The organism is Bacillus sp. es.034 (genome assembly GCF_002563655.1).
Taxonomy (GTDB): Bacteria; Bacillota; Bacilli; order Bacillales; family Bacillaceae_B; genus Rossellomorea.
Map to the genome: position 1 here is coordinate 4064914 of NZ_PDIY01000001.1, position 15485 is coordinate 4080398.

The window sequence follows — 15485 nt, forward strand, 5'->3', positions numbered from 1 at the left end:
TTAAAAAGTGTGTGCTGCATCTTTCGCACGGGCAATCGCAGCCTCCTTGATTTCCTGTGCTTTATCCGGCATCGCCGCATGGCCCTCCACAAATACTCCCTCAAAGGAAGGTACACCAAAGAATTGCATGATAAGGCTTAAATAACGATGTCCCATTTCCATGCCTGCTGCCGGTCCTTCAGAGTAAATACCTCCCCGGGCCTGGATATGTATCGCTTTCTTGTCCGTCAATAATCCAACTGGTCCCTGTTCCGTATACTTGAACGATTTCCCGGCCACTGCTACGGAATCGATATATGCTTTCATCACCGGTGGAAATAAAAAATTCCAGAAAGGGGTCACAAATACGTATTTATCAGCCCCGATGAACTGATCGGATAGTTCATTCAAGCGGTTTACTTTCTTCTGCTCTTCCATGGAAAGCTCCTCAAATCCTTTTCCTGCTTGAAGCTTCCCCCATCCACTGAAGACATCCGCATCGATATGGGGAATATGCTCCCTGTACAAATCGAGGTGAATCACCTCATCATCCCCGTTTACTTCCCTATACGTATCCATAAATGCTTTCGCAACCGCCATGCTGTACGATTGGGTATCGTCATGGGGATGCGCGGTGATATATAATACTTTCGCCATACATCATCCATCCTTTCTTCTTTTGACTCACAATCGTATTTTGTGGAGATAGAGATGGAATTATCCTTTTAAACGAAAAAAAAATGCTGCCCTTTAGGACAGCACTCGATTCTTACTCTTCTTCACCTGGTACTTCGAACGGGTTCCCACCGATATTTTTTCTCATTTCGTCTGTTAGTTCGAATGGAGTGTTTTCTTGTGTTTCCCCTGCTGCGAAATGGTGACTGCCATCAAAGTGAAATGGTTTACCTTCCAATGTCGACACCTCCGTTTTACTGTAGTATGACCATTATGTACGGGTCCATTCAGCACAGACCTTTTACCCGGTAGTATTTACCTTATTATAATATGCTTCACTTCCAGAAGATATCCTTTTTTCCCATTTTATATTGATATTTTTTATTTTCTAATACAACGACCTGTTCGGAGGATGATGTTGCTGCACGTTTTGTTTCCTCCACGAGATGCTGTATGAGTCCATGACATTGCTCTGCCCCTTTCACAAGCAGGGGCACACCGATCCAGTCGATACGCAGTTCCCTTGAGAAGAATCCTCCCGCCGTCATCGTTGGCGGTACGGTTGGCGAAGTGTCGGAAATGATGATCTTCTCCTTTTGTCCATAACGATTCAGCAAAATGCTACTAAGATCGGTTAAGGCAGGGACCACATACTTTGAATTCCTTCTCCCGATCGTATAGACGGGATGACCTTCTTCGTCCGTTCCGTGATATAGAATGTGTCCCGTGTCTTTTTTTGTAAGCTGGTTAAAATATGGAACAGAAAGGATCTCTTTCTTCGTTAACTTTCCCTGTTTCAATATGTGTAAATGATAGGCTGCAGCCATGGACGTGGTATGAGTACCACCGAAATCGTTGTAAATATAAATCATCTAATCACCTATATGAGATTCGTTTTCTTCAGTATGAACGGTTGGGGAGGAGAGTATCCCTTTTCATTTTAATTCCATAAAAAAACCTGCTCCCAAGAATGGGAAAGCAGGAAATCACTGTTGTTTCAACCACCCGCAGGAGCGGGACCGGCTGCTGGTGCTGCTGTACGCTGACCAAGTTCCTGGTCCAGTACCAATAGAGCGGCGGGATTATCTCCGGCAAGTTTCAACCGATCAACAATCGTCAGGGCCTGAGCTTCTTCATCAATCTGTTCTCTCAGAAATTCCTGAATGATGACAGCAGTCTGTTGATCATTTTGGGCGGCATAGTTGTATGCTTGTTGATAGGAGTTGGTAACGAATTGCTCATGCTCGAGCAATTTTTGAAACGTTTGAAGAGGGGTGCCATACTCTTTCGGCTGCGCAGGAAGCTGCTGAAGATCGACTAGCCCTCCCCTGTCTGTCACATAGTCGATAAGCTTCAACATATGAGTTCGCTCTTCTTCCGACTGTAGTCTCAGCCAACTGGCCATCCCTGTATAATTCTGATTCGCCATATAGGCTGACATGGCAAGATACAGGGTAGTGGATACATGCTCGATCCCGATTAAATTATTTAAGAGTTTTTGAATTTGTTCATTAAGCATACTTTTCCTCCTATATTAAATGTATTGACCATTTATTTTATTGAAGGAAAGATAAAATTATGATGAATTCATGAAACCTTACATATGGTGTTGTTTCCCCTTCAGGAACCGTTTTTGTTTTCTTCTGGTCACAAATTCTTCGAGAGTCCCGGAACCACACACAACTCCAAGAACGATGAAGAACAGTCCGACCAGGTGATAGATTGTCACGGTTTCACCAAGAAAAATCGATGCTCCCAAAAGCGAGAAAAAGGTATTAAGGTTCAGGAAAATCGATGTTTCGGCAGCCCCTATTTTTCCAATCGAATGATTGTAGATCATATGTCCTACTGCTGTGGCCAATATGGCCGATGCAAAAAACAGCACCCAGATTGGAGCCGGTGCATCGCCTAATTGTTTCAGTCCCCCCGGCTCGGTGATCAGGCTGATGACAAACAGAACGACAGAACCGAACACAAGCATATACCCCGTCAATAAACGGGGATCCAACGTTTTGGCAGCACGGCTAATGATGATGAAACTCAATGCCTGAGAAAAAATCGAGATGAAAATGAACAAGTCCCCCATCTTCAGTCCACCTAGTCCTTCCCCTCCTGACAAAACAATGATCGTCACACCTACACTGCCTGAAAGAAAGCCGATGATCTTAATCACGGTCGGCCGGTTCCTGAGGATGATCGTCGCCATTAAAGCCGTTAACAACGGCCCCGTCCCAAGGATCAGTCCACCGTTTGTAGACGACGTTCCCGTTAACCCGACGGATAAGAAATAATGGTGACTGACTACATTTAACAGACCACCGGTAATGATGAACAGAGATTCCTTCCCTGTCGGCTTCCTGATTTCCCCCATGAGACCGAGGAGAATAAATACTGTAACACCTGCAGTGAAGATGCGAAGCGAGGTGATTGTAACAGGTGTAAATTCGCTTACTAGCGTTTTTAACGCCGGTACATTAAAGCCCCATATGAGCATGATGAACACAAGGATGATATACGTTTGCCATTTTTTCAATATGCGGAGCCTTCTTTCTAAAACGGATATTTCATCCAATCATAGCACCCGAAAGCAATTCCGACTAGAGATAGAAATCCTTTTTTGGAAAGAAAAGGGACAATCCAGCCCTGAAATAGATAACCCCTTTATTCTCCACGCTCCAAGATTATGCTATAGTATAGGTCGAAAGGGGTTTTTAAACATGACAAATCAAGAACTGCCACCAAAAACATGTACCATCGAGCGTTTAGTCACGAAAGCGGAAGACGTTGAAAAGGTGCTTCAAGGAACGAAAACGGCGACCCGCCGTAATGGAAGATACGCGGATGTCGGGGAAATCATGGAGCTTCAAGGAAAGAAATACATAGTCAACAGCGTCTATTCACAGTCACTCGGCGAACTGACAGACGATCATGCCAAGCAAGAAGGATTTCAATCAGTGGAGGAATATAAAAACGCCATCCTCTCTTATCATCCAGGAATGCCGTGGCATCCAGGCATGAAAGTATGGGTCCACGAATTTAGTTTAGTGACAGAATAGAGCACTTCACATGGAGCAGCTGCTATATAGAACATTGATCTATCTTCATGTCATAAGTGTGGTCGCTTCCATCGGGCCATTTTTCTTACTTCTCCTGACGATGAAAAAGTTACGGACCGTGTCTCCGTCCATCCTGCCTTCGTACCTGGACACATTCCGGTACACCGTGCAGCTTTCCAAGCATTCAGGGCACGTCCTTGTCGGGTCGGGGATTCTCCTCGTTCTTCTTGGACCATGGACATGGACCACACCGTGGATCATCATGACCCTCGTCATCATGTTCTGCTCCCTCTTCTTTTTGGCACGGGCATTTTCACCGACCCTTCGGAAATTCGGAGAGGAAGATGCGGATAGGGAAAAGCTTGTTGGAAAGTTACATCGGACCGTTTGGACTTATCTCATTCTCCTGTTGGCTATGCTTTGGTTTATGGTGGTAAAACCGGGGATGTGGATGTAAAGTACGTGTACCAGGTACAATTGTGAACGATTGTGCCTGGTACACGCTTTTTTTATACCGTTCAGGTTCTGGGGCTTATTCATTCCCCTTATTACTCTTCGAATCCAATACCTTCATAAAGTAGGCAGTCGGGAGTAACAGTCCGATCGCCGCTTCAAGCAGCGCAAAGAATCTGAGATGCCCCGTCGGGATATAGTCCCCGTAACCGACTGACAAAATCGTGACCCCGCTATAATAAAGGTAATTGAGGAATGAGTGTTCCACCGGCTTCCCACTCGGTGAACTTACCTTGAGCATCGGATTGTCAAACGACAGGGCATAATAGAGTACAGCAAATCCAATCATGATGCTGAGAAGTATAAAGAACAGCTTCAGAAATAACGCTGTGCTGAAATAACTGTACTTAAAATGCTTATCCTTAAAAAAATAAATTAAGTTGGCCAAAATAAATAAAATGGCTCCTACTGTGACGATGGTTGCCAAAACGTGTGAATCCTCCTCTAATAGTAAATGTGGTATGTTTCATTTACCACGTTCGGTTTGTTTAAAACTCATGGCTACAAATTCTTATCCCTCATCACTAACATCCACTTATGATATAACAACTCCTCTATTTTAAGAAAGGTGAGAATGACAATGAACCTGCCATACACTATGTATCCACCACCTTATCCCCAATCTAATGAAAACAAAAATCCCCGATTCCATTCAGGAGTCGGGGATTTCTTTCAGGTTTTTCAATTGGACCAACAGCTTAAACGATTGGTATCTTCTTTTCTCTATTAACCATGAAATTCCTCTCGTGGTAAAGAGATTACTATTCAATTAGAATGTTGGAAGTTTTTCTATTGAAAAAATGTGGTATAATAGATTAGTTAGCAAATTATTCATAGATTCGTATACACAAGGAGGAAGCAATATGGATTTGTTATTTCCACTTGGACTAGCCATATCTACCGGTGCAATCATTGCCCTTTTAAAAATCATAGCCATCGATATCATTTTATCTGGAGATAATGCCATCGTCATTGCCATGGCAACGAGGAGATTACCGAAAGATCTTCAGAACAAGGCCATTTTCTGGGGAACGGCGGGCGCCGTCATTCTTCGTATTTTCTTTGCTGCCATCATCGTCTATTTACTTCAGATTCCTTATGTGCATCTTATAGGAGGAGTCCTGTTACTATGGATTGCATACCAGGTCCTCGTTGAAGATGAAGAGGAAGCCAATATCAAATCACATACCGGACTTAGACAGGCCATTATGACCATCATTGTCGCAGATGCTGCCATGAGTCTTGATAATGTGGTTGCAGTTGCAGGTGCCGCTCATGGACATATCGGAATGATCGCCCTAGGCGTCTTCATCTCGATCCCGATCATGATATTCGGCTCGAAGGCCATTGTGAAGATCCTTGAAAGATTCCGCTGGATCGCTTATCTTGGGGCTGGGATTCTTGCCTACACAGCAGGGGAAATGATCGTGTCGGATAAGAAGTTCCTGGATCTGATCAATATCGAACATGGACTGATTACGACAATTATCACTATTGTACTAACCGCCGCGATTCTTATTGGTGGGTTCCTGGCAAATAAACGTTCTCAATCTGATCAAGATAATGTTCACCAATATAATGCATAACCCTTTAAGGTGTCTGCAATTGCAGGCATCTTTTTTGTTTCTTACAAGTGCTTTTTGGAAAGACTAATGGTCAGTTAAGAAAGAAGGAGGACGTGTGTATTGGATTTCTTCATGAGCCAGAATTCACTAACCGCTGTGGAATGGATTTTCCGTGCTGCTATAGGATTCATCTTTTTACTTGTCATAACCAAATTAATGGGGCAACGGTCCATTTCTCAGCTGCGATTCCTTGATTTTGTTATGGCACTTTTAATAGGGAATATTATGGCTCATCCCTTGTCTGACGAAGGGTTAGGAATGAAAGGATCAATGCTCACCATGGGAACGTTGGTGATTCTCTATCTAATTGGGGTTTATCTCAGTCTTCATTCAACCTTCATCCGAAAAATACTCGATCCCTCCCCTATTTCCATCATAAATAATGGAGAAATCTTATATAAAAATCTCAAGAAAGCAAGGATTCCTATAGAAAGCCTGTTATCTGAATTAAGGAAGCAGCAAATTGAAGAAGTTCATAAAGTTGCGATAGCTCTGTGGGAGCCAGGAGGAGAGATTTCATTTTTTCTCAAACCACAGTATCAGCCCGTTACACACCAGGATGCCGCACTCCCTTTTAAAGCGTTTGACCTCCCCATCCCCATCATTGAGGATGGGAGAATCAATCGATCGGAATTAATGAAGCTGAATAAAGACGAATCATGGCTGCACGATCAATTAAGAAATTCTTATGATGCTACAGTACATGATATCTTGCTGGCAACAATAGATAAGCAGGATCAGATAAAAATCTATCTGTATAAATGAATCTCCCTCTCCCCTCTAGAGGGAGAATTACTTTATGATTTCATCATCTGCTTAATCAATTCTTTATTCCTTTTCTTGAATGCTTCGTTATGGGAAGAGACCATGGCAAATTCATTGGCGTCGGGTTGAATGAATTGCTTGGCTTTGTTGACCGCGTTCGCTGCATCCTGGAAAGCCCCTGCTATCAGATTCACTTTTCCTTCATGTTTCAGGATATCCCCTGCTGCATATAGCCCTTCTATTGATGATTCGCTCGAAGTCGTACCTGCTATATAATACTGGTCGATCATGTCGATCTCGAGTGAACTATTCTTCAGTAAGGATGTATCAATTTCATAGCCGTGATTAATGATTACTTCATCGATCGACAGGTAGGAAACTTCATTTGTCTGGTGATTCGTCAACTCTACCTTTTCAATGGAATCATGTTCTGCACCAGCAATCAATTTGGATATGGAGGTGTTCAATAAGCAGGTAGCCGAGCTGTTCATAAGCTGTGCACATTGTGCTTCGTGCCCTTTGAGTGCATCCTTGCGATAGGCAATAAAGACCTTCTCAGCCACCGGCTCCAGTTCATTCGCCCAGTCAATCGCGGAATTTCCCCCACCTGAAATGATGACGGTCTTTCCTTTGAATCGTTTCAGTGATTTCACAGTGTAATTTAAATTCGAAACTTCAAAGCGTTCTGCCCCTTCGATGTCTAGCTTTTGAGGATTGATGATTCCACTTCCCACTGCGACAATGACCGTTTTTGAATAGTGTTTTTTACCGGAACAACCCTCAAGAATAAAGATTCCTTCGTCATTGCGTGTGATTGATTTAACCTTTTCATTTAGAACGACAGTCGGATCAAATGTTAACCCCTGTTGAACAAGTTGCTCAATCAGTTTTGCTCCCGGAACTGGTGTAAGTCCCCCTACATCCCAGATCATCTTCTCGGGATATACATGGATCTTTCCGCCTAAACTTGGCTGAAATTCAATGATCTTTGTTTTCATTTCCCTGAGACCGCTGTAAAAGGCTGAGTAAAGGCCAGCCGGCCCTCCCCCGATGACCGTTAGATCGTATAGTTCTTTCTCCATTTCGCCTCACTCCTTGAGTACCCAAACTGTAATTGATTATCATTCTCAATTACATCCTATCTCTTTTTCATTCACTTGACAACCAAATTTTATGTTGACATTGAAAAAAAAGGATTATAGTATTGAAATTGTTCGATAATGAGAATCATTATCAATTTTATAAATGGAGGTCATAAAAATGGTACGCCTCTGTACAGACGAATTAAACATTGGTTACGGGGATCGCCTGATTGTGAAAAATCTCAGCGTCGACATCCCTGATAAAAAGATCACCACCATCATCGGATCCAATGGTTGTGGTAAGTCCACCCTGTTGAAAGCGATTACCCGTATCATTCCCCACCACTCCGGGAATGTCCTGTTAGATGGTGAAAACATTTCAAAAGGAAATACAAAAGAATTGGCAAAAAAAATGGCGATTCTCCCGCAAACACCTGAAAGTGCAAGTGGTTTGACGGTAGGTGAATTGGTGTCGTACGGACGTTTCCCCCACCAAAAGGGTATGGGACGTCTGACGAAAAAAGATTATGACGTAATCAACTGGGCCCTTGACGTGACTGGGACTCTTGAATTCAAGTACAGAGAAGTCGATGCCTTATCAGGCGGCCAGCGACAACGTGTGTGGATTGCCATGGCGTTGGCACAGGAAACGGACATCATTTTCCTTGATGAACCTACTACATATTTAGACATGGCCCACCAGCTCGAAGTACTTGAACTGTTACAAAAGCTCAACCTTGAACAGGAACGCACCATCGTCATGGTCCTGCATGATTTAAACCAGGCTGCCCGGTTTGCCGATTATATCGTAGCGTTAAAAGATGGTGAAATTGTCAAATCCGGAAATTGCGAAGAAGTCATCACCCATGACGTTTTGAAGAAGGTATTTCACATTGATGCCGAAATTGGAAGAGATCCCCGCACAAATAAGCCAATGTGTATCACATACAATTTACTTAAAGGAGAAGATCAACATGAAAAAATGGCTCGTTCCGTTTACTCTGCTGTTCGTGTTACTGGTTAGTGCCTGCAGCAATGGTTCAACGAAAGAAGAAGGCTCAGAATCAAAGGAAAACCGCAAATCAGATACCATCACCTATCAATCAGAAAATGGTCCTGTAGAAGTACCTGCAGACCCACAGCGTGTCGTCGTCCTATCCTCATTTGCCGGTAACGTGATGGCACTTGATGTGAACCTGGTCGGCGTTGACTCCTGGTCCAAATTGAATCCACGATGGGATAAAGAGCTCGAAGGCGTGGAAGAAGTAACAGATGAAAGTCTTGAAAAGATCATCGAACTGAATCCGGATCTGATCATCGGTTTATCGAATATTAAGAATGTGGATAAATTAAATGAAATCGCCCCTACGGTTACATACACATATGGAAAAGTAGATTATTTAACACAACATATCGAAATTGGGAAACTATTAAACAAGGAAGAAGAAGCTCGGAAATGGGTGGATGATTTCAAGAAGCGTGCCAAATCAGCCGGTGATGATATCAAAACAAAAATCGGTGAAGATACGACTGTTTCCGTCATTGAAAGCTTTAATAAACAATTATACGTATACGGTAACAACTGGGGCCGCGGGACAGAAATCCTTTATCAGGAAATGGATTTGAACATGCCTGAAAAGGTAAAAGAACAAGCACTGGAACCGGGATATTTTGCCCTTTCCACTGAAGTGATGCCTGAGTTTGCCGGGGACTACCTGATTTTAAGTAAAGACCCAAAAGCAGATAACTCATTTATGGAAACCGAGACATATAAAAACATTCCAGCCGTGAAGAACAACCAGGTATTTGAAGTGAATATGATGGAATTTTACTTTAATGACCCTCTTACACTGGATTACCAGCTGGACTTCTTCAAAGACAAATTTCTAGGTAATTAATTCTCAGAGGGGGATTCTTATGATAAGAAGTCCCCTTTTTTATACTCTAAAAAGAAAAGATGATGGATGATGCTAACTTTAAATCAACGAATTCCATTTATATTTAAATTGGTCGGTGCAGCCCTCCTTTTTGCAGCAGCCTTTTTCATATCTGTTATATATGGAGCGGCAGAGACAACTCTGATGGACGTCTTTCATGCCCTGACGTTTTCGGCTGAAGGCGACAAAATAAATATCCTACAAGAGATCCGTTTCCCCCGGGAAGTTGCCGCCATTGTGGTCGGGGCGGCCCTGGCCGTATCGGGTGCCATCATGCAGGGGATGACCCGGAATCCCCTGGCCGATCCCGGTTTGCTTGGCCTGACAGCCGGAGCAAATGCTTCATTAGCAGTCGCCCTGGCATTCCTCCCCTCCATCAGTTATGTAGGGATCATGATTGCCTGCTTCATAGGCTCAGCCGCAGGGGCCATTATGGTATTCGGGATCAGCTCTATGAAAAGAGGTGGTTTTTCCCCCTTTAGGATTGTACTGGCAGGAGCTGCAGTATCTGCCTTTTTATTTGCGATTGCAGAAGGGATCGGCTTGTATTTCAAGCTATCGAAAGATGTCTCCATGTGGACGGCAGGTGGAATGATCGGTACTACCTGGTCTCAGCTGCAGGTGATTGTTCCGTTCATCATGATCGGTATAGTGGTATCCTTACTTTTATCCAGACAGCTGACGATTTTGAGCTTGAATGAAGAAGTGGCGGTAGGCTTGGGACAGCGCACTGCGGTTGTCAAAAGTATCCTGTTCATCGTGATTGTCCTGCTTGCTGGTGCCGCCGTTGCACTGGTCGGGAATATGGTGTTCATAGGATTGATGATTCCTCATATGGTCCGGGCGGTTGTCGGGACGGATTACCGCTTTATCATTCCGATCTCCTCCCTGTTTGGAGCTTCCTTCATGCTTCTCGCAGACACACTTGGACGCACGATCAATGCTCCATACGAAACACCCGTGGCAGCGATCGTCGCGATGATGGGACTCCCTTTCTTCCTGTTCATCGTACATAAAGGAGGGAAAGGTTTCTCATGATACATCCTGATTTGATTAGAAAACAACGACGGCTTCTTATTGCATTATTCATGCTTATTGTCACAACAGCCTTTATCAGCATTGGACTGGGCTATTCTTCTGTATCGTATAATAGGCTCCTTCCCACTCTATTCGGTGATGGGTCTTTCAAAGAAGAATTCATCCTCTTTTCCATCCGTTTACCGAGGATCATCATCACGATTCTCGCAGGGATGGCCCTTGCCTTATCCGGTTCCATCCTGCAGGGGATGACCCGGAATGACCTGGCCGATCCAGGGATCATAGGGATCAATTCAGGTGCAGGTGTTGCCATTGCCATCTTCTTTTTATTTTTCCCAATCGATGCGGGGTCATTTGCTTATCTGCTTCCGGTTGTGGCTTTCTGTGGGGCACTCCTTACAGCCTGCTTGATTTACTTATTTTCATATAGTAAGAGAAACGGGATACAGCCTGTCCGCCTCGTCTTAGTCGGAGTTGGATTCTCCATGGCCTTGTCGGGGCTCATGGTCATTCTGATTTCGAGTGCTGAACGGGCAAAGGTGGATTTCATTGCCAAATGGCTGGCGGGGAATATCTGGGGTGCCGACTGGCCGTTTATATGGGCGATTCTCCCTTGGCTTGTGATCCTTATTCCATTTGCACTTTATAAATCTCAGATGCTTAACCTGCTTGGATTAAGCGAACCCGTTTCGGTAGGGGTAGGCGTCTCGATCAACCGTGAGCGGTTCCTGATGCTGATCGTAGCAGTCGCCCTGGCAGCCTCTGCCGTTTCCGTCACAGGGGGGATCGCCTTTATCGGTTTGATGGCCCCTCATATGGCAAAAGCGATGGTCGGACCGCGCAATCAACTGTTCATCCCCATCGCCATCTTACTCGGGGGCTGGCTCCTGCTCCTTGCAGACACCATCGGCCGGAACATCCTCCAACCCGACGGAATCCCCGCCGGCATCATGATCGCCCTCATCGGCGCTCCCTACTTTATGTACCTGTTACTGAGGAAGTAGATTTGAGGGACGGACCTCAAATTCCACGTAAGAATGTGACAATGACAGCATTTGTCACTCAATATGGAAGGTCCGTCCCTAACAAAAAGGTACCGGAAGAATCCGGTACCTTTTTCGATTGATCTATCTCGCATTCGGACTGACTGCTCCTCTGCTATATTCCTCCTCCATCTCGACCTCCACAGGCTTCTTACTCCAAAACGTTGCAAGGATCGGACCCGAAATATTATGCCATACAGCCGCAATGACACTCGGCAGGGCAGCTAAGGGGCCAAAGTGGGCAGTGGCAAGGGCCACACCGAGTCCGGAGTTCTGCATTCCCACTTCAATGGAGATCGCACGTCTCGTTCCTTCATCAAGCTTCATCAGGACACCGGTGCCGTATCCCAAACCAAGACCAAACAGATTATGAAGGATTACAGCCGTGAAGATGATCGCCCCGGAAGATGCGATATTTTCAACATTTGCAGAAACGACGGCTGAAACGATGATAATGATCGCCAGAACTGAAATAAGCGGGATGACGTTTAGGCTCTTTTCCACGGTACCTGGAAATAGCTTTCGTATCACTAGTCCAAAAGTGATCGGCAGGATGATTACCTGCACGATTGAAAGAAACATGGCGACGGGATCGACGGGCAGCCACTGACCAGCTAGACCCAGAAGGATCAGGGGCGTTGCAATGGGCGCCAAAAGCGTCGACAGTGAGGTCATGGCGACGGATAACGCCAGATTCCCCTTCGCGAGATACACCATGACGTTGGATGCCGTCCCGCCGGGAACAGACCCTAATAATACCAAACCGGCAGCCAGTTCAGCCGGCAGACCAAGTATGTAAGCAATTAAAAATGCACCCAGAGGCATAATAAGGAATTGTGCCAGGACCCCTGTGATGACAGGAAGAGGTTTTTTTAGTACCAGTTGAAAATCAACAGGCTTCAAAGTGAGCCCCATGCCAAACATCACGACACCCAATAGAATCGTAATATATGCTCCTAAAGATAGAAAGGGAGCGGGAATAAAATAAGCGACAGCCGCTACCAGGATGACCCATACCGCAAAGTATTTCCCTGCCAAATTACTGATGGTTTCAAGTAGTTTCATTTGGATTCCTCCTTCTTGTTATGTACCAGTTTATGAGGGTTGAAGAGTCCATCGGGATCAAGTGCCCGTTTGATTTTCTCCATGACCTTCAGGGCTCCCCCGTGTTCCCGTTCTTGATATTTCATCTTCCCTACCCCTACGCCGTGTTCGCCTGTGCACGTACCATTCCGTTCAAGTGCGTATTCCACAATCCGTTCGTTATAGATGCCGGCTCTCTTCACCTCATCCGGATCATCCAGGTCAATCATGAGTGAGGTATGATAATTCCCGTCCCCCACATGCCCAAGGATTCCTCCAATAAGCTCTAATTCTTCAAGCTTCTTCCGTGCGTACTGAACGGCTCCGGATAATTCAGAAATGGGTAAGCAGACATCCGTCACCATGAGTTTCCTTCCCGGATGCCCATGCACATAAGCATAGGCGAGATTATGCCTCGCTTCCCACAATTTGTTCCTTGCTGCCGTATCCTCTTCAAAGACAATCTCTTCACACTGATGATCGGCCACGATTTCTTTCGTGAATTCAACGTCTTGATTCAGACCCGCTTCATTCCCATGAAACTCAAGGAACAGAGTCGGTTTTTCCTTATAGTCCGTATCACTGAACCGGTTCACTTGGATCATGGAAGGCTCATCTACAAGCTCACACCTGGCAATCGGGATTCCCGCCTGCAGGATCGAAACAACGGCTTCCACTGCATCATCCACATGTTTGAAAGAAGCACGTGCTGCCACGATGTGTTCAGGGATGCCGTATACGCGGAGGGTCAATTCCGTGATGCATCCAAGCGTCCCTTCAGACCCTACGAATAAGCTATTCAAGTGATAACCGGAGGAGGATTTCTGTGCCATATTCCCGGTGTGGATCACTTCTCCATCAGGGAGTACCACTTCGAGATCACGCACCTGATCACGCATGACTCCGTATTTAACCGAAGTTGTCCCACTCGCATTCGTCGCAGCCATACCGCCCAGGGTCGCATCTGCTCCTGGATCCACTGAGAAAAAGAGGCCATATTTCTTTAATTCTTTATTCAACTGGGTGCGCGTCACACCGGGTTGAACCTTTACAAGGAAATCCTTTTCCCTTACCTCAAGAATCTTATTCATCTCGGAAAAATCGATCGTGATCCCTTTGTCATACGGGATCACGTGCCCTTCAAGACTGGTGCCAAGTCCAAAAGGGATGATGGGGATTTGATGATCGGAAGCCACTTTCACGACAGCCCTCACGTCCTCACTGCTGCGGGGAAACACCACCACATCCGGCCGGCTTGGGGTGTGATAGGACTCATCTTTCCCATGCTGATCCAAAACCGTTTCATTCATCGTCACCTGGCCATTGCCAACAACCTCCCTTAATTCATCCAACAAACGACTATCCTTCACACTCATAAGCCCTATCTCCTTCAAAATATATAATGTATCGAATTATACCCAATAATCAGAATATTTCAATAGTCAATTGGGATTCTTTTGAGATATCATTTGAGGGACGGACCTCCAATAGCGACCATTTTACAGAGGAATCCTTATCATAACGGGATTCCGGTGAGGTCCGTCCCTCAAAAAAAAGTGGTATCGGATGAGTTCCGATACCACTTTTTCTAAATATTTTCTTGTTTTAGTTTTTCATTCAAGAGGGTGAATATTTTTTCCAGGTTTTCTTTGGGTGCGGTTTTGTATTGGTCACCGATGCTTGCTTCAAATGCACATTCATTTTCGCTTACTTCTTTCACGTAGCCGGTTAGGCCGATCCCCGTTTCTTCATACACTTCAATCAGAATGGATTCGATCTGCTTTTGAGGGTAGTGGAAGAAGACGTGAAACATATTCGAAACGGGCGTTTCAGGCAGGGTTCTGATCCCCTCACAGCCATTGAAATGAGCAGCGAGTTCCTTCGCTCCTTCATAATACTGATCCATCTTATCAACACGTTGATTGAAATAGTAGTCAGCACTGATGATGTATGGATAAAGACTGATCAGATCACCACCATGACGCCTTTTCCACACCTTGGATTCGTCGGTGAATGCCTCGTCGCCTGCAAGGATCGCACCTGCAATTCCTCCGAATCCCTTATAAAATGAAATATAGACACTATCAAACATGTCGCATATTTCTGCTGCGGTTTTCCCGTAATAAGGGAGCACTTCATAAAGTCTCGCCCCGTCAAGGTGGAGCTTGATCCCCTTATCCCGGCAATATTGAGAAATGGCTACAAGGGTTTCATACTCAGGCAGCTGCCCTCCTATTTCCCGTTGAGGCAGCTCCAATAATAAGCATGCAATCTCTTCTTTCAAACCGACAACATCTTCAAGACTAATCACCGAGTCCTTATCTGCCAATAAAACAGGCTCGATCCCGTGTAATTTCTTCAATCCATCCTCTTCATGAATTTCCAGATGGCATAAAGGATGGTACGCCACTCTCTGTACCCCTTTTTGATCACACCAAATGCGGAGGGCGATCTGCTGGGCCATCGTGCCGCTTGGAAAGAACACGGCTTGTTCTTTCCCAAGGCTCTCCGCCATCTTCTGTTGAAAGTCTTCTATGATCTTTCCTGATCCATAAATATCACTATCCACATCACCATCGAACCCCTCAAGTGCCTCCTTCAGTACATGAAGGTCCCTTTTCCCATGGCCCTGTAAAGGATGTGTAGCATTTTTATACGCATCAAATAACGTTTTTTCCCCCATCACGAT

At 45.0% G+C, this 15485-nt stretch carries 18 protein-coding genes; 8 read left to right on the plus strand and 10 right to left on the minus strand.

Features of this window, described 5'->3' with window-relative positions; genetic code table 11:
• The 5 genes from ATG71_RS20770 to ATG71_RS20785 form a co-directional block, all read right to left on the minus strand.
• Positions 1–636 carry an FMN-dependent NADH-azoreductase gene (locus ATG71_RS20770; protein WP_098441284.1) on the minus strand — a complete coding sequence of 212 codons (636 nt, stop codon included), beginning with the start codon at positions 634–636 and terminating at the stop codon, positions 1–3.
• Between the two features lie 112 nt (positions 637–748).
• Positions 749–892 (minus strand): hypothetical protein, encoded by a 144-nt coding sequence (locus ATG71_RS23505; protein ID WP_179886594.1) that lies wholly within the window; start codon positions 890–892, stop codon positions 749–751.
• A gap of 97 nt (positions 893–989) precedes the next feature.
• The gene (locus ATG71_RS20775; protein ID WP_098441285.1) at positions 990–1526 is read right to left on the minus strand and encodes a DUF3189 family protein; all 537 of its coding nucleotides are present in this window, start codon (positions 1524–1526) and stop codon (positions 990–992) included.
• A gap of 125 nt (positions 1527–1651) precedes the next feature.
• Positions 1652–2173, minus strand: a complete 522-nt coding sequence (locus ATG71_RS20780) for a ferritin (protein WP_098441286.1) — start codon at positions 2171–2173, stop codon at positions 1652–1654.
• A 78-nt stretch (positions 2174–2251) separates the two neighbouring features.
• Entirely contained in the window at positions 2252–3187 is a 936-nt protein-coding gene (locus ATG71_RS20785; RefSeq protein WP_098441287.1) for a DMT family transporter, read from the minus strand.
• Positions 3188–3371: 184 nt separating this feature from the next.
• Between ATG71_RS20785 and ATG71_RS20790 the strand changes: the two genes are divergently transcribed.
• Together ATG71_RS20790 and ATG71_RS20795 are read left to right on the plus strand one after the other, a co-directional pair.
• On the plus strand, positions 3372–3710 hold the full coding sequence (locus ATG71_RS20790; RefSeq protein WP_098441288.1) for an ASCH domain-containing protein: 339 nt from the start codon (positions 3372–3374) through the stop codon (positions 3708–3710).
• A gap of 19 nt (positions 3711–3729) precedes the next feature.
• Positions 3730–4167 (plus strand): hypothetical protein, encoded by a 438-nt coding sequence (locus tag ATG71_RS20795; RefSeq protein ID WP_179886664.1) that lies wholly within the window; start codon positions 3730–3732, stop codon positions 4165–4167.
• 75 nt (positions 4168–4242) lie between these two features.
• Here ATG71_RS20795 and ATG71_RS20800 read toward each other — a convergent pair whose 3' ends face one another.
• Entirely contained in the window at positions 4243–4650 is a 408-nt protein-coding gene (locus ATG71_RS20800) for a potassium channel family protein (protein WP_098441290.1), read from the minus strand.
• A gap of 436 nt (positions 4651–5086) precedes the next feature.
• Here ATG71_RS20800 and ATG71_RS20805 point away from each other — a divergent pair, with 436 nt between their 5' ends.
• Both ATG71_RS20805 and ATG71_RS20810 read left to right on the plus strand, forming a co-directional pair.
• Complete coding sequence (locus ATG71_RS20805) at positions 5087–5809, plus strand: TerC family protein (protein ID WP_098441291.1); 723 nt, start codon at positions 5087–5089, stop codon at positions 5807–5809.
• Positions 5810–5908: 99 nt separating this feature from the next.
• The gene (locus ATG71_RS20810; RefSeq protein WP_098441292.1) at positions 5909–6613 is read left to right on the plus strand and encodes a DUF421 domain-containing protein; all 705 of its coding nucleotides are present in this window, start codon (positions 5909–5911) and stop codon (positions 6611–6613) included.
• A 32-nt stretch (positions 6614–6645) separates the two neighbouring features.
• Here ATG71_RS20810 and ATG71_RS20815 read toward each other — a convergent pair whose 3' ends face one another.
• Positions 6646–7695 carry an NAD(P)/FAD-dependent oxidoreductase gene (locus ATG71_RS20815; protein ID WP_098441293.1) on the minus strand — a complete coding sequence of 350 codons (1050 nt, stop codon included), beginning with the start codon at positions 7693–7695 and terminating at the stop codon, positions 6646–6648.
• Positions 7696–7873: 178 nt separating this feature from the next.
• Between ATG71_RS20815 and ATG71_RS20820 the strand changes: the two genes are divergently transcribed.
• The 4 genes from ATG71_RS20820 to ATG71_RS20835 all read left to right on the plus strand — a co-directional run bounded on the left by ATG71_RS20820 (position 7874) and on the right by ATG71_RS20835 (position 11674).
• Positions 7874–8719, plus strand: a complete 846-nt coding sequence (locus ATG71_RS20820; protein ID WP_098441294.1) for an ABC transporter ATP-binding protein — start codon at positions 7874–7876, stop codon at positions 8717–8719.
• On the plus strand, positions 8670–9593 hold the full coding sequence (locus ATG71_RS20825) for an iron-hydroxamate ABC transporter substrate-binding protein (RefSeq protein ID WP_098441295.1): 924 nt from the start codon (positions 8670–8672) through the stop codon (positions 9591–9593). The genes ATG71_RS20820 and ATG71_RS20825 overlap by 50 nt, the downstream gene beginning before the upstream one ends.
• Before the next feature lie 69 nt (positions 9594–9662).
• A complete protein-coding gene (locus tag ATG71_RS20830; protein WP_098441296.1) occupies positions 9663–10670 on the plus strand; it encodes a FecCD family ABC transporter permease in 1008 nt (335 codons plus the stop codon).
• Positions 10667–11674: a FecCD family ABC transporter permease gene (locus ATG71_RS20835; protein WP_098441297.1), complete on the plus strand. Its 1008-nt coding sequence runs from the start codon at positions 10667–10669 to the stop codon at positions 11672–11674. The genes ATG71_RS20830 and ATG71_RS20835 overlap by 4 nt, the downstream gene beginning before the upstream one ends.
• 123 nt (positions 11675–11797) lie before the next feature.
• Here ATG71_RS20835 and ATG71_RS20840 read toward each other — a convergent pair whose 3' ends face one another.
• The 3 genes from ATG71_RS20840 to ATG71_RS20850 all read right to left on the minus strand — a co-directional run bounded on the left by ATG71_RS20840 (position 11798) and on the right by ATG71_RS20850 (position 15479).
• Complete coding sequence (locus tag ATG71_RS20840; RefSeq protein ID WP_098441298.1) at positions 11798–12778, minus strand: bile acid:sodium symporter family protein; 981 nt, start codon at positions 12776–12778, stop codon at positions 11798–11800.
• On the minus strand, positions 12775–14172 hold the full coding sequence (locus ATG71_RS20845; RefSeq protein WP_098441299.1) for an FAD-binding oxidoreductase: 1398 nt from the start codon (positions 14170–14172) through the stop codon (positions 12775–12777). Before ATG71_RS20845 ends, ATG71_RS20840 begins: the two co-directional genes overlap by 4 nt.
• 212 nt (positions 14173–14384) lie before the next feature.
• On the minus strand, positions 14385–15479 hold the full coding sequence (locus ATG71_RS20850) for a threonine aldolase family protein (protein ID WP_098441300.1): 1095 nt from the start codon (positions 15477–15479) through the stop codon (positions 14385–14387).
• Between the last annotated feature and the right edge of the window lie 6 nt (positions 15480–15485).